Raw genomic sequence first — 15,174 nt, forward strand, 5'->3', positions numbered from 1 at the left:
ATAAACGCAGATTTTTATGATTCTGTACAGTTTCATATAAAATTGTGATTATTCCATGACGGCTAATACAGATTTTGGTAAGAGTTTTTCTTTAAACCAAATTATTCTTGCGGGAACGTTATCTAGTTTGACTCCGGCTTTTTCTAGGTTCAATCTTTCGGAAATTGCTAAGATCAAATTATCACAATTTGCCTTTCTTACTTGAGCAAATTTCTTTTGTAAATATTCTGGTCGCCAATAACCGACAATTTCTAAGATAAACACCCGTCCGTCTGGATGAACTAGCCGAAAATCGGGAATCATCACACTACCAGGAATGGGAATTAAATCTACTTCTCGTTCTAAGATCCAACCACTTTTTAAGGCATCCCATTTACTCGCAAAGGATTCTTCTAACATACTATCATAGGGTTTACCTGGGGGATAATGGGATACTAATCCACATTCTGAATTGAGGGTGAATCGTCCGGTTTTCCATTCGTTTGTATAAGAATCACGGGTTTTTAAGGTTGCTGATAAACTCCATTTGGTGACATGAAGTAAAGCCGGAATTAGTTTGGCTATGGCTAAACCGTAGCGGGTGCTGGGAGTAAATAAACTGGTAGGACCATCCACACTAATTGTAAAACCATGATCAGCATCACCTTCAATATAAGCCATTAGTTGAAATAGCTTTAAATAACGAAATAAGAGTTTATATTCTCCGGGAACATTGCGATGTGCATTTAATACTAATTGACTAGCTTTATAAAAAACTCCTTGGACTTGAGATAAATTATAACGATGTAAAACTTCTTCTGGTTTAGGTGCATCAAAAGCAGTTAAAATTTTATTTTCTGATAAATCAGCATAAAGTCCATTTTTTATTTGAGCAGGTAAAACTTCTTGGTTGAGTTCTTGACTTAAATCATCAGCAATTTTATTTAAAATAATATCAGTTGATTCTCGACTAGCAACGGATTTTGCTGCTAATGCAAATACTTTTGCTCTTAACATGGGAGGTTCGAGGGGACTAACTACTTCAAATGTACAAAAACCACTTTTCAGAATATAAGCTAAACCCCGTTTCATGCGGTAATCTGTGGTATCTCCTTCAAAGTCTGCTAACTGACGTTCTAATAATCCTTGAGTTTTTCCGACTGCTTCCTGAAAAAAGCTAATTAATTCAGTTGCTAGATTCAAATGTTTTTGATCAAGTTTCAGTCTTTTTGGGATAATTTCTTCGCCGTTTTGGCGGTGTATCAGTAGGTCTGTTGGTAACATCTTTCTTTTCGGTTGAATAATTAATTTCTAACTGTTCTGCTGCTTTTAAATCGCTTTTCTTTTCACTACTATAAACAACTTGTAAATTTGCTCTTTGCGGTTTTTCTTCCTGACTATTATTTTCTCCTCTGCGTCTGGCTGAAGTTCCTTCTTCGCTGGTATCTTCGGCTATGACTTCATATAAAATTGCCTGTTTATTTTCTATATTACCTTTGCGTAAAATCCTCCCTAAACGTTGAATATATTCCCTCGTTGAACCTGTTCCTGATAAAATAATGGCAATACTAGCTGCGGGGACATCTACACCTTCATTTAAGACATTAGAAGCAACTAAAGTATTATATTCACCTGATTTAAATTTAGTTAGGATTTCATGTCTTTCTTTAACTGGTGTTTGATGAGTAATCGCGGGAATTAATAAGTCTTGAGAAATGCGGTAAACTGTGGCATTGTCAGCGGTAAAAATTAAAATTCTTTCGGGATAATGGGTGGCTAATAAGTCTACAAGTACCCGGATTTTACCATCTGTGCCTAAAGCGATTTCTTTGGCTTGACGATGTGATAACATTGCCCTACGTCCAGGTTGAGAACGCGCACTCATTTGCACAAACATTTGCCAACCTTGGAGACTTCCTAAAGATATTTTTGATTGCTTTAAAAAATCATTGCGAGTTTGAATTAACTGATTATATTTTTCCCGTTCTAATTGGGATAATTTAACCTTAATTTGCACAATTTCATGAGCAGCTAAAGCTTTTCCTGCTAAATCTTCAGCGCATTTGCGATAAACTTCTTTACCAATGAGGATATCTAAATCAGCGTGTTTACCATCTGTGCGTTCTGGGGTTGCGGACAGTCCTAGCCGATAGGGAGCGATCGCATATTCCGCAATAACTCTGTTAAAATCTGTAGGTAAATGGTGACATTCATCAAAAATTATTAAGGCATATTTATTACCCAAACTTTCTGCGTGAATAGCCGCACTATCATAGGTAGCAACTAAAATTGCGGTTCTATCCCGCGAACCACCCCCCAGTAAACCTACTTCCCCGTCAGGAAAAGCCGCTACTAAGTGAGCATACCACTGGTGCATTAAGTCCAAGGTGGGGACGACAATTAACGTGGTGCGCGGTGTGGCTTGCATCGCCATTTGGGCTAAATAGGTCTTACCCGCTGCTGTCGGCAGGACAACTACCCCCTGTCGTCCTGCGAGTTTCCAAGCCGCTAACGCCTCATTTTGGTGAGGATAGGGAGTCATTTCCAAACTAGCAATCAACTCTAAAGGATAAAAAGCCTTAGCTTCATCAATAAAATCTGTTGCTTCTGCTTGGAGGGCTTCAACTAAAGAACGGTATCTAATTGCCGGAATACGGAATTTTTCAATTCTATCATCCCAAATTGCATAATCTATCCAAGTTTTACTGCGTGGTGGTGGGTGTAAAATTAACGTACCACGATCAAAAGTTAAAGTCGGGTGACGAGCCATTTATTTTCTCTCAATCCAGTTACACTGATGTAACTACTCATAACGCAAAATGGGGATTGAGAGAGAGCACAGAATAATAATCATCCATATTTATCTGCGTTTATCTGCGTTTATCTGCGGTCAATTATTCTTGATATTTTATTCTATGCAGCTTCATATTAATTTGGTTTTAGATGTTCTTAATGCCAAGCGCGATCATACTGCTTGGGGACTGATACAGGTTGGCGTAGTTGCTTTGCAGCCCGCCTTGCCCAGTAAGGATCACGTAACATTTCTCGACCGATTAACACCATGTCTGCTTGTCCAGTGCGAAGGATCTGATCGGCTTGTGCCGGTTCTGTAATCATGCCCACTGCTCCGGTAGCGATTTTAGCTTCGCGGCGAAGGCGATCGCTAAAAGCAGTTTGATAACCAGCACCAAGGACAAATTTCTCTCCAGGTACAATTCCCCCTGATGAGCAATCTATTAAATCAACACCCAGGGATTTTAAAATATGACAGAGGGCAATACTTTGCTCAATATCCCAACCATCACTAATCCAATCAATGGCAGAAATCCTCACCCACAGCGGCATCTGATCTGGTAAAATGTTTCGCACGGCTTGAACTACTTCACATAAAAACCGAATCCGATTTTCAAAACGGCCACCGTATTCATCTGTCCGCTGATTGCTCAGTGGAGACATAAATTCATGCAACAAGTAACCATGAGCCGCGTGAATTTCAATTAAGTTAAATCCGGCTGCTAGGGAACGTTGAGCCGCATTTACAAATGATGCAATCAGTTCTTTAATATCTTCAATACTCAATGCTTTGGGAGCAGGACTTTCTAACCTAAAGGCAATACCCGTGAATGAAATTAATAGCCTACAAATAATTACTAATATTAATTCTGCAAATATTAAGGCATAAAAATAACTTCAGTTTAGTCTAAACTCCAGGCAAAATGTATCTAAAATTATATGATCATGAGATTTTTCTTGAATTTATAAATCATCAATCTTGTCAATTATTTGAAATCAAATTTAAAAAATCATAAATGTGTCATTTTTTTCGTCGAGAATTTTTATTCCTGCTCCAAAATGAGTAGCCTGATAGTATATATTGACAAAATATGAAAGAATATTTAAGCTTTATAAGAGTTTATTTCAAGTCATCGAGCCAAGGTAAAGGAACTGGTGAGAGGACTTTAATGACTAAATTACTGGCACAATTCTCAATTTAGAAAAATCTACAGAATCGCATAAACAATGGAATCAGGAAAGTATCATTGTCCGAGTTATTGAATATCAAATTCCTGGTTTTCTCCCTCGTCGTTTAGTTACTAGTATTATTGACCCTAATATTTCTGCCAAAGAATTAATTATTCACTATCATTGCAGATGGGAGGTGGAAATTAGTTTCTGTGAAATAAAAACACATCAATGTGCTACGCTCAAAGGACAAATGCCCACTATTTTTCGGAGCAAAACATCTGAATTAGTCGAACAAGAACTTTATGCTATGTTAATTGCTTATAATCTACTCCGCGATTTAATTTACCAATCTGCTAACGAATATAATAAAAATCCTTTACTCCTTAGTTTTCTTGAATCTTTGCAACTAGTTATAGATTTAGTACAACTCATCAGCCATTCATCCTTAAAATTACGAGAAATTCAACATCAATATTTATTATCATTAATTTCCCAGTCTGAAATTGATCGCCCCCGACGAAAACGTATTAATCCCCGTGTTGTCAAAATTAAAATGTCCAAATTCAAGCGCAAAAACTCTTCCCATAAATCTGAAATCAGAGATATAGAAAAAGACTTGAAAATCCTTCCCCCACAAGCAGTTTGACAATTTCATTCACGGGTATTGAAATTAAATCAGTTTCTCTGGTGTCAGATGTCTTTGTTTCTGATACCTGTAAAGCTTGATGAGAAAGAGATTCTAAAAATTCAACTGCTTTTACTAAAGATTCTCCCGGTAATTGTTCCAGGAGTGCAATTGCCCTTTGACGAATTTCTGTAGGTGCAATCATACTCAATCTGACCTCATTTATATATAGCTTAGATTATAAATCTTGCTCTAAACTAAAATTTATTACCTAATTTCAATAGAATACAATACCCATGACCGTACAACTATCACAAACAGACTTCCAACGCCTAACCCGTATAATCCAAAATTTACCAGATTTTGTCACTGTGCGCGATCGCTGTTGTAATTGAGATGCCAAATTGTGATTATTTTAGATTCTATCGCTCAGTCTTCAAACTTATGTTTATGGGAATTTAATCACAGTCAATTCCCAATCTCTCAACCTGCAACAGCTACAATGAGAATTGTTGTGATGTTCTCTATTAGCTAAAGTGTCAGACTCTTTACCATTACGCGAGCATTATCTCGCTTTAATTAACGATATTATCGAAACCACTCTCAAGGGTAAAATTAGCTCTGTAGAGCAGGTTTATCAAATGTTGCTCAAAGGTATCACTTCCGGGACTGGGGAGGTGTTTGAATTAGTTTTGAGCGATCGCCTGAATACGATACAATCTCAGGTAGACTCGGAAACCGATGAACTGAAAAAAGCCAAAGCCACCCGGAGTTTACGCGCGGCTAAAACTATCCAAACTCAATGGCAACGGTGGCAAGAACAAAATAAAGCCACTGAAGCGATATCTCTATCTATGCGGGAAATTACCACAGCCACCGCAGATGAGCGATTAACGGCTTTGCTACGAGCTACTGATCCTAATCAAAAGTATCCCTTAAATTTGTCTCAACTTCAACAGTTAGCCAAATCTTTACAACAATTTGCCAGTGCTAATCAAGATTTTCAGCAAATTGCTGACGGGATTAATCGTGGTATCGCTTCTTGGCAAAGAATCCAAGCAAATTTACTGAATTGGATGTATGAACGCAAAAATTCATTAGGATTTGGAGGTGTACCTGGAGAAAATAGTCCCTGGGCAAGTTGGGCTAAAGTAGTTAATAGTGAAGTTCCCCAAGCCTTTTTTCATACCTTAGCAGTAGAACAATCAGCCCTAGAATTTGCCGAAAAACAACAGGCAATTAGTTTGAGTAATTGGGTAGAATTAACAATAATTTTACAGCTTTTACAAAGGGGTTTAATTAATTGGTTTGACCAACAAGCTTATGATATTCAAGCAGGACCCAAATTATCTATTTCCACATTTTTAACATTTGCCGTAATTTGGAGTCAATTAGCCAGCGGTTTTCAAAATCAAGCTTTAATATATAGTAACAGTGCATCGCAAATCATGCTGCAAATTTTGCGAACCTTTGCCCAACGTCCTTACTTTCCCCTTTACGGTGGGATTTTTGCCTCATTTTCTGGTAGTTATTTACGAGATGCTTTAGATTATTTAGATGCCCCTTTACGTTCTGCCGAAGGTACTCAAGAAAAAGCCCGGATTTTGACATTATTGGGGTATTCCCAGCGCGGTTTAGGCAGATATGATCGCTCCCTTGATTTTCATCAACAAGCCGTAGAAATAGCCAGAAATGCCGGAGATAAAATCTGTGAAATCGCCAATCTTAACCATCTGAGTCGGACTTATGTGCAACAACAAAATTATGGTGAAGCAATTAATTATAGTCAACGGGCATTAATTTTTAGTAGACAAACCGGGGACAAAACTGGAGAAGCTAACGCTTTAGTAAATCTAGGTTATAGCGAAGTCATGCAAGCCAAGCAAACAGAACTTAGTGAACCAGAAGTTTATGAATTTGCAATTAACTATCTGGAACAAGGATTAAAACTAGCAGAAAAATTAAATGATTTACAAAGTCAAGCTTTATGTTTTAGTAGTTTAGGAATTGCTTATTTAGTTACCGCACAATATCCAACAGCAATTAACTATTTAGAAAATGCCTTTAAAGCCGCCCAAGTTTCTGGTGATTTGTATTTACAAGGCAGAAATTTAGCATATTTAGCTGAAGCTAATTATCTTATGGCTAATTATGAAAAAGCCAGTTATACTGGTAGTCTAGGAATGTATCTTTTAGATCAAATTGCTTCTGATGAATGGCGACAACCTGCTGGTTTATTGACTATTATTAGGGGACAAATTGGTACAGACAAATTCCAATTATTACTCCAACAAAATCGCCCCAAAATGATTGCCATTATTGGTGTTGATGGCTATGATTATATTCCTACATTGTTAGTGAAATATCAAGAGGATATGTAATTACTTACCTGTGGGTAGAGAAGGCAAATTAGGGAAAAATACGTTGATTTACCCTTAATATAAAATGTTGGGTTTTCTTGCGTCAATCCAACCTACCTCACTAGAATGGACACCTATTCTATAATTAGGACTAAATGTCTTTGAAGTGCTGAATAAATCTTGTCTAACCCCTAGTGTTTAGAATTAGGTTGCGAATTTTGCTATGCTTAATGTATTGTAGACTATATGTCACAGAACAGTAACCTTTTATATCAATTATCGAATGCAAGGAACACAAATTTCTTTTTTACCTAACGAAGATGAACATAACCCTAGTAAAAAGCAAAAGAAACCAAAATTAGGGCGTTATGAGCGTATTAAGCGCGAACTAGATCAAAACAATTCTGATCCATATAAGATATTTACTGATGTTAGTTCTCAAACAAGTCCATTATCTCAATATACTTTTGTGGATCTGTTTTGTGGTGCTGGGGGAATTACACAAGGATTATTTCAAGCTGGATTTACACCATTAGCTAGTGTAGAAATTAGTCAAGTTGCTTCGGCTACGCACAAAAAAAATTTCCCACAATGTCATCACTTTTGTGGAGATATTGAACAATTTTCTGCCCAAGATTGGCTGCAACAAATAGGCTCACCTGATGTTAATGTTGTTGTTGGTGGTCCACCATGTCAAGGATTTTCAGTAGCCGGAAAACGTGATCCAAAAGATCCTCGAAATAGGTTATTTTATGAATTTGTACGTGTTGTTTCCGAAATACGTCCTTGGTATGTCGTGATGGAAAATGTACCAGGTATTTTGACAATTCAAAAAGGGGATGTAAAGACAGCAATTATTGAAGCTTTTGAATCTATTGGTTATCCTCATATTTCTGTGGCAATTCTGGAATCTGCGGCTTATGGAGTTCCACAAATTCGACCAAGAGCTATTTTTATTGCTAATAGATTTGGAATGCCAAACCCTTATCCTCAATCTCAATTAAATCAAGAAGAATACAAACCTATTGAGTCAGCAATTTCTGATTTACCCGAATACACTCGAATATCAGAGATTAATCACGAGTGGACTAAACATTCACAGGAGTATATGGAACGTCTTGCTCAAGTTCCTCCTGGTGGTTCATTATATGAAAAATATGTTGATGCTTTCAAAAGACAATATCCTGGTAAACCAAGTATGACTGTGAAAGAAAATCATGGTGGTACACATATTCATCCATATTTAAATCGCGTGATTTCCGCTAGAGAAATGGCAAGATTGCAAACATTTCCTGATTCATTTATTTTTGAAGGTAGTATGAAAAAAGCCATGTGGCAAATTGGTAATGCTGTACCACCACGTTTAGCAGAATGTATTGGTTATGGACTGATTCCTTCCTTAAATAATATTTACTTGAACCAAAAACGACCAGTTAATTTTCCTCATTGTCAACAAACTCAGCTAACTTTTGATTAAGTGAATTACGCCACTTTTCCATATCGTACCAACCACAGCCAATACAGCCTGTTTCAGCATCTTTGCCATTTTTAGGTATATAATTTGGCCATTTTTCATCACCTTGATAATAAAACTTAATGCCAAATGGATAAGGTCGAATATTACTTTCATAGCATTGACGGCAAACTTCTCTTTTTTGCAAGTTACGCTGATTTGTCATCAGTTGAAAATCATTTTTAATTTCTTCATCTGTAAGATTATCAAGAACTTCTTTGGTTCTTGGTGTGGTTATATTCCATCTTATTTCAGGAAATTTATGTTCTATTAATAATCCTTTTTTATTGACAGTTTTTCCTTCATAAACATCATAAGAATTAAAAATAATAAAGCATCTATTTATGAAAGTAGGTGACATTATTTCATATTGTAATTCATCTCTACGAGGAAGTGGAACAAGAAGAATATGAGTTCTTTTATCTCCACACTTTTGACATAGCATCAACTCATGAGTTGCAATGCTATAACCCACATCTTTTAACCTCTTGTATCTATTTGCAGGATTATTATTCCCTGGAAGTACGCAGGTAACACAAGTCCACTGAAAGGTTAGTAATTTGTAAAATAATGGTTTTGTTACTAACTTGGGAGGTGATTTTGTAGACTTAGTTGGTAATGGTGATTCCCAAAATTCTTGTTGTTTCTCTATCCATTGCTTATGCTGATTGGGGTCACAATAAATATAGGCCTGTTTTAGATAGTCTTTAATCTTTGATTCTTCCTGTATATCAATACCTGCACGGCGACACTTAATTACGATAGAACCTTCCCATGATCTATCATCATTATAAGTAAAGGTTACATCCAAATAGCTTTCTTGAGCTTTTCTATTATGACGTGGTTGACTATGAACCTTTATATTTTCCAGATCGTCATAGTTATAGTTGAATTCTGGAGATTTTTTTGAGGCTTTACTACTAGTGCGCTTACGAGTAACCTTGTTTTTTTTCATTCTGTGTAACAGCTTTTTCTTCTAGATCACTAAGCAGAACGGAAACACTAATACCTAAGCCATCTGCAAGACTTACAAGAGCAGTGAGAGAAGGATTTCTGACTCCACGTTCCACACCAGAAATGTATGTGCGGTCTAAGTTAGCACGTAGTCCTAACTCCTCTTGTGAAATTCCTAACTCCGTTCTGCGTTGTCTGACTAGATAACCTAAAGCATTCAGAATTTTTTGTTTTGATTCATCCATCTGCTGATTTTGAGCGTTTATGGACTATCAGTCTACGGACGATGTGTCACATTAAACAAGGAAATTCTCAAAAAGAACAACTACTTAAATTTATGATTGTCAGCAATAGCATATTCAAATTACACAACTCGGACAGGCAAGATGCCCGTCCCACAATGGTTTTATTTAAATATAGTCTGCAAATTAGAGATTTTTTAACTGATTACTCCATTGCTTCATTCACAGGGAATCTATCAATTAACTGCATCGCCCGTTGAGCATTCCGCCGCAACATATCTGGTAAATTAGGAACATGAGGAATCTGAGATAATAAATCCAGAGTGCGGCGTAAAATTCGCACTACGTCTCCTTCATCTAAAGTGGTTTTTTCACATAATACTTTCCACTCTACCCCTAATGCCCACTGTTCCACCAAAGAGATTAAGCTGATAAAACGAGTTTCTAAACCTACAGGTAAGGCTACCCCATGACGATACTGCACCTTTAATACAGAACGACGAATGGGTTGCAATGTTAACCAAGCTGCGTCCGCTTCTGGAGATAGATTAAAGTCAACTTTTGTATCTGGACGGGGGCTTTCAGTCACCAAAGCGGCTATTACTGCTGCTAAGTTATGGGGACCAATATTATCTAACTCTCCACTGGACAGAACTAAACCTAACCATAATTCATTTTCACCGCGAATAGCCGCAGCAATTTGTCCTAATTTTGTGGGGACTAAATTATCTAAACATTCAAAGGATTGCAAGATTTCAATTAAACAGAGAAACTCTTCCCAATATCGTTGGGATTGTAATGATACTTGCTCTTGTAAATGTTCAAGTTCTGCTTCTAGTTCCACACAACGCGCTCTATTTTTAAATATTTTGGCAATATTCCCCGATTTATAAATGGGATGGGTTTCTAACTGTTCTTGAACCGCAGTTAAGCGACTGAGTTGCTCCTGTACCTCTGTCGGTAGATGATTAAATTCTTCAGGATTGGGTATACTCTGAGCGATCGCTATCGTGCTTTCATCACCACGGATTGATTGTCCTCGTTTCAAGCTCAATTCTGAAGGTGGTATTAGCTGCGCTGGAACTTCTACCCGTGGTATTTCCGCATACATATCTAATATATCTGCTGAAGTTGCTACATACCAACGGTTATTTTGCCCTAAGCAGACAAAGTAAGATGTTTCACCCACACTCACGGCTTTGTCAACCAACACTACTGTTATCGGTAGGGGTGACATGGCGTTTCTGTCGTTGAGACTCAACATAGTTCCAGATATGGCAAAATCTAGCATCATTGCCAATTGTGCCTGTCTATCTTCCTGTGCTTGTTCTTGTAAGGTTTTGAAAATTTGCCGTTCTACTTTCAGCCGTTGACGCAATTTTTCATATTGCATCAATTCATTTTCATCAATAGCTGCCAATTGTGACTGAATTTGCGATAATTCGCCTTGAACTTGCGCCAGTTCTTCAAAATCTGGTTGCAAATGCAAGTTGGACATATATTGTCCAAAACTTCGTTCTATCAGTTCTCTGGCTTTTTCGATGGTGTGAGTTTGCAGCAGGTTCAATACCATGCCGTAACTGGGTGTAAACTGACTAACTAAGGGATCAGCCTTAGATGTAGCTAAATAAGACGCTTCTTTAGCTCCTTCAAAAGGAGTTTGTAATGTCACTACATAGCCTTGGAGATCCATGCCCCGACGACCAGCGCGACCTGCCATTTGCAGGAATTCCGAAGCATTGAGTAAGCGGTGTCCATTATCAGTCCGTTTAGACAAAGTAGAAATTACTGTTGTCCGGGCGGGCATATTAATTCCCGCTGCTAAGGTTTCCGTAGCGAATACAACTTTAATTAATCCCTGTTGAAACAGTTCTTCGACAAATCCTTTCCAGGCTGGTAAAATCCCGGCATGATGGGCAGCTATGCCTCGATACAGTGGGGCAACTTGTCCAGCCCTGCCAGCATCAGGGTTTTTGCGTAAAAATTCATCAATTTGTTGCCGCAGGATTTGGGACTCATCATTATTAACTAACCATAAATCACCAACTTCTTCGACAGCCTTATCACAGCCCCGACGACTGAAAATAAAGTAAATCGCAGGGAGCATATCCCGTTCTTGCAGTTGGCTGAGGGTATAAATAATACCGGGCGGTTCTGGTCTACCAGCTTTGCCTTTTTCCCAATATCCTTTTTTAGCCTTTTTGACTAAGCGGGGATTAATTTTGGTATTGGTTTCATTTAATAACGGAAATAATCCTTTGGGATTACAAAAGTTAAATTCTAGGGGAACGGGGCGAAAATCGGAGTAAATCAGGTCTGTTGGCCCATGAACATGATTTAACCAACTGGTGAGTTGATCACTGTTGGCAACGGTAGCGGAAAGGGCTACAAGTTGGACGCTGCGGGGACAGTAGATAATTGATTCTTCCCACACTGTACCGCGTTGGCGATCGTTCATGTAGTGGCATTCATCTAGCACTACAGCCTCAACATCTGTCAAGGAGATCCCGATTTGACCTATGGGTGTACCATAGAGCATATTGCGGAAAATTTCTGTGGTCATGACCAAAATTGGTGCATCCCTGTGAATGGAAGCGTCTCCGGTGAGGAGTCCAACTTGATCAAAGCCAAATTTTTCGCGGAAGTCTCGAAGTTTTTGATTAGATAATGCCTTTAAGGGAGTGGTGTAAAATACCCGTTTCCCGCGAGATAAGGCACGATAGATAGCATATTCCCCGATGAGGGTCTTTCCTGAGCCTGTGGGCGCACAGACGACTACTGAACGGTCAGCATTGAGGGAGGCGATCGCTTCTTTCTGGAATTGATCTAATTCAAAGGGGAAGATTGACCCAAGGTCAATTTCATTAGCGAAGGCAGAATAATTCACTCAATCATAATTTACAAGCAGACTATCCACTATCATAACGTGATTCGTGGTTTGCTACGTTGACATGAAAAGCGCAAGTTGTGAGGCTATTACTGAGCTTTTTTTAATCATTTTACTATTTCAGCAATTTTGCGGAGAACTCGACAGGCAATTACACTGACTACTTCCGCCAAGAAGTTTGTTGCAAAATTTGATCTATTTCTTGAGGAAAAGGACAATCATCAGGAAAAGAAAAAGATTGATAATCAGAGTTCTCTCGCAGAGTCGTTAATGCGCTGATATAACATTCTATAAATATTTCATCCCAATACGGTCTTAAGCTGGGAGAGTCTTCCAATAAGCCTTTCAATTCTCGCTGACTACGCTTAATTGTTTCTGTCCAACCACGATAGTCTTGAACGTAGTCTGAATAACAAAGTTTAAGACAATGTTCTAACATTGTGATGAGCCGATTTCGCAATTCTCGCTTTTGACTCCTTCCCAAACTTTCAATCTCCTCAATTAAGTCTTCCCAGTCAACACTATGATAATTTTGCTCTTTCAATAGATTAATTGTCTCTTCAATCCAGAGGGCGTAATCTGTTTGGGTTAGCATAGTATTTTTCCTCTTTCCCTAATTTTACACTTTTTTATCATTTTACTATTTCGGCAATTTTGCACAAAACTCGACAGGCAGATTCTAATTCGCTTTGGGTAGATAGTGGGGCAAATACTCGTGATATGGCATAGTGTTTATTTTCTAGTTTGACAAACACAATATCGTCACCATTGGTTAACATTCCAAAGTTAGGTAGATTAGTGTTGGGACTAGCCATTAAGTAAGCCAGGGTTTGTGGCAATGCTGACCACACTGATAACATGATTTTTTTTGATTCTAAAACAATTACCCATAGTTGATCTTGCAATACCAGTAAATCTATTCGACCCTGGAGAGTTTCTTCGCTATCAGCTATTGTTATTTGTACAGATTCTTCTGCTTTGATGCGAAAAGGTGGATCATATAAACCTGCAATGGTCAGCAATGGAGAAACGAGTAATAGCATTACTGTACTTTCTAATAAATGCCCACCTGAACGATGATAAAGATAACGTTTCCACAGAATTTCTAGGTTGGTGTGGTCATTAGAGTTAATTTCAGGTAATTGATCATGCCATTCTGTGAAAAAATCCTCAGATTCATTGCGACTCAAGCCAAATCGTTTTTCTGCTTCAGCGATGGTGGTGATAGTTTCAGTCACAAAAAGATGTTCAAAAACTTGGTTACTGAAGTAGACCCTTAATGCAGTCATAGCAGCAGTTTGTATATCTTTCATAGGATGGGACTTAAAACGCTGTCGATAATTATCTAAACCATCCCACTTTTTAATACTACTTATCCCACCGTGTACAAGTTCGTTCCGAAGTTTAAAAAGTTCATCTATACGCTTCTCCCAGTCGTTTTGATCAGGAAATGTTTTTCTGATACCTTCTTTAAGATTTTTACGAACTTTATTTTGTTCACAAAAAAGAGCATCTAAGGCAATGAAGAAGTGAATAAAACGCTCTGTACCATCATAAACAATTCCATAGTTAATAAAATGGGCAGCCGTAGTCGCTCGTTGTTCAGCCAAGTTTGAAGCATTAGACTTTAATTCATACCAACTTTGTATTTCAGATAATATATCTGATGATATATGAAGACAATTGTTAACCAATAAAGGTGGAAATAGATTGCCTATTCTTGCGGTTATAGAACCGCATTCTGCTTTACTTGCATCATCTGGAAATTGAATTGAATAGGTAGTTGGATCTGCACCACTCTTAGTTAGAAGGTTAGGTATTTGATCATCTAAACAAGAGCAAAGAATAGCAATGAAAGTACGCATACTGTCCCCTGCAATACTTCTAGCACCAGAGGCTGTCCCTGATGCTTCACAAATCAACCAAGTTGGTGAAAATAAGAAGTCCTTATTGCTATGGTCACTTATTCCATTTGCCCAAGTTCCAATGCTAGGCATCCAGTCTTGTGATTCATCGTAATTTTCAGAAAGTTTTTTCCATTGATCTTGATCATTAGCCCTAAGAAGAGTTAAACCATCAAATCCAAGAATAAATGAATCAGTTCTGACTAAACGCAGTGGGTACATAATTAGCCATTGAACTAGCGAATTAGCTAAATTGCGATGGATTTCATTCCACAAATGAGATGCAAATTCGTCCGGATTTTTAATTGCTCTGGCTTCAAAAAGTGTACTGGCTCTTCTTAAAAAAAGACTGTCAAAGGTAAAAAGATTTGGGTTAATTGCATTTTCTCGCAATGTTTCTCTAATTATCTTTGAAAAAGACTCTTTGTCACCTCCTTCAAGCTGAGGATCAAAACGTATAGCTATATCTGCAATATCTTCACAACATTCAAACACACCACGATTTATCCACCACTCCATTCCAAATGATGAACCCAGATGTTTCCCAGTCATAAATGATTCTAATAATCCAGAACCATCTTCTGGCTCGTTCAAATAAATCTGTTTTGTCAAATGAATAAGCTTCTTGATAAGCTTCTTGATAAGAGCATTATTGGCTTTCATTATTTCGATAGATTTTATAAAATCCTTTTTATTATAGCTGTTATCCTTTGGATGCAATACAATAGAGGGCGGGGAAACCCT

The 15,174-nt window shown here is 37.8% G+C and carries 12 protein-coding genes; 3 read left to right on the plus strand and 9 right to left on the minus strand.

The window, feature by feature from the left end; translation table 11 throughout:
* Window positions 1–48: 48 nt before the first annotated feature.
* The 3 genes from FJR09_RS15625 to FJR09_RS15635 form a co-directional block, all read right to left on the minus strand.
* A complete protein-coding gene (locus FJR09_RS15625; RefSeq protein WP_168632262.1) occupies window positions 49–1,263 on the minus strand; it encodes a DUF790 family protein in 1,215 nt (404 codons plus the stop codon).
* Window positions 1,193–2,749 (minus strand): DEAD/DEAH box helicase, encoded by a 1,557-nt coding sequence (locus FJR09_RS15630; RefSeq protein ID WP_168653828.1) that lies wholly within the window; start codon window positions 2,747–2,749, stop codon window positions 1,193–1,195. The genes FJR09_RS15625 and FJR09_RS15630 overlap by 71 nt, the downstream gene beginning before the upstream one ends.
* 179 nt (window positions 2,750–2,928) lie before the next feature.
* Window positions 2,929–3,651, minus strand: a complete 723-nt coding sequence (locus FJR09_RS15635; RefSeq protein WP_015078606.1) for an NADH:flavin oxidoreductase-like protein — start codon at window positions 3,649–3,651, stop codon at window positions 2,929–2,931.
* 310 nt (window positions 3,652–3,961) lie between these two features.
* Between FJR09_RS15635 and FJR09_RS15640 the strand changes: the two genes are divergently transcribed.
* Entirely contained in the window at window positions 3,962–4,591 is a 630-nt protein-coding gene (locus tag FJR09_RS15640; protein ID WP_371725502.1) for a transposase, read from the plus strand.
* Here FJR09_RS15640 and FJR09_RS24755 read toward each other — a convergent pair.
* Window positions 4,542–4,775 carry a hypothetical protein gene (locus FJR09_RS24755; RefSeq protein ID WP_083881416.1) on the minus strand — a complete coding sequence of 78 codons (234 nt, stop codon included), beginning with the start codon at window positions 4,773–4,775 and terminating at the stop codon, window positions 4,542–4,544. The two genes, FJR09_RS15640 and FJR09_RS24755, sit on opposite strands and share 50 nt — an antisense overlap.
* Before the next feature lie 331 nt (window positions 4,776–5,106).
* On the opposite strand from FJR09_RS24755, the gene FJR09_RS15645 reads away from it, so the two are divergent.
* Window positions 5,107–6,951: a tetratricopeptide repeat protein gene (locus FJR09_RS15645; protein ID WP_168653827.1), complete on the plus strand. Its 1,845-nt coding sequence runs from the start codon at window positions 5,107–5,109 to the stop codon at window positions 6,949–6,951.
* 262 nt (window positions 6,952–7,213) lie between these two features.
* Window positions 7,214–8,407 (plus strand): DNA cytosine methyltransferase, encoded by a 1,194-nt coding sequence (locus FJR09_RS15650; protein WP_168653826.1) that lies wholly within the window; start codon window positions 7,214–7,216, stop codon window positions 8,405–8,407.
* Here the strand turns inward: FJR09_RS15650 and FJR09_RS15655 are convergent.
* The 5 genes from FJR09_RS15655 to FJR09_RS26215 all read right to left on the minus strand — a co-directional run bounded on the left by FJR09_RS15655 (window position 8,364) and on the right by FJR09_RS26215 (window position 15,093).
* Window positions 8,364–9,398, minus strand: coding sequence for a restriction endonuclease (locus FJR09_RS15655; protein WP_168652217.1), 1,035 nt, complete (start codon window positions 9,396–9,398; stop codon window positions 8,364–8,366). The two genes, FJR09_RS15650 and FJR09_RS15655, sit on opposite strands and share 44 nt — an antisense overlap.
* Window positions 9,373–9,642, minus strand: coding sequence for a helix-turn-helix domain-containing protein (locus FJR09_RS15660; RefSeq protein ID WP_168652216.1), 270 nt, complete (start codon window positions 9,640–9,642; stop codon window positions 9,373–9,375). The genes FJR09_RS15655 and FJR09_RS15660 overlap by 26 nt, the downstream gene beginning before the upstream one ends.
* A 202-nt stretch (window positions 9,643–9,844) precedes the next feature.
* Window positions 9,845–12,526 (minus strand): RNA helicase, encoded by a 2,682-nt coding sequence (locus FJR09_RS15665; protein ID WP_168653825.1) that lies wholly within the window; start codon window positions 12,524–12,526, stop codon window positions 9,845–9,847.
* A gap of 160 nt (window positions 12,527–12,686) precedes the next feature.
* Complete coding sequence (locus FJR09_RS15670; RefSeq protein ID WP_015078603.1) at window positions 12,687–13,121, minus strand: DUF29 domain-containing protein; 435 nt, start codon at window positions 13,119–13,121, stop codon at window positions 12,687–12,689.
* Between the two features lie 37 nt (window positions 13,122–13,158).
* Window positions 13,159–15,093: a HEPN domain-containing protein gene (locus FJR09_RS26215; RefSeq protein WP_174783317.1), complete on the minus strand. Its 1,935-nt coding sequence runs from the start codon at window positions 15,091–15,093 to the stop codon at window positions 13,159–13,161.
* Window positions 15,094–15,174: the final 81 nt, after the last annotated feature.

Origin of the sequence: Dolichospermum sp. UHCC 0406, assembly GCF_009712025.1 — a bacterium.
Classification (GTDB): domain Bacteria; phylum Cyanobacteriota; class Cyanobacteriia; order Cyanobacteriales; family Nostocaceae; genus Dolichospermum; species Dolichospermum lemmermannii.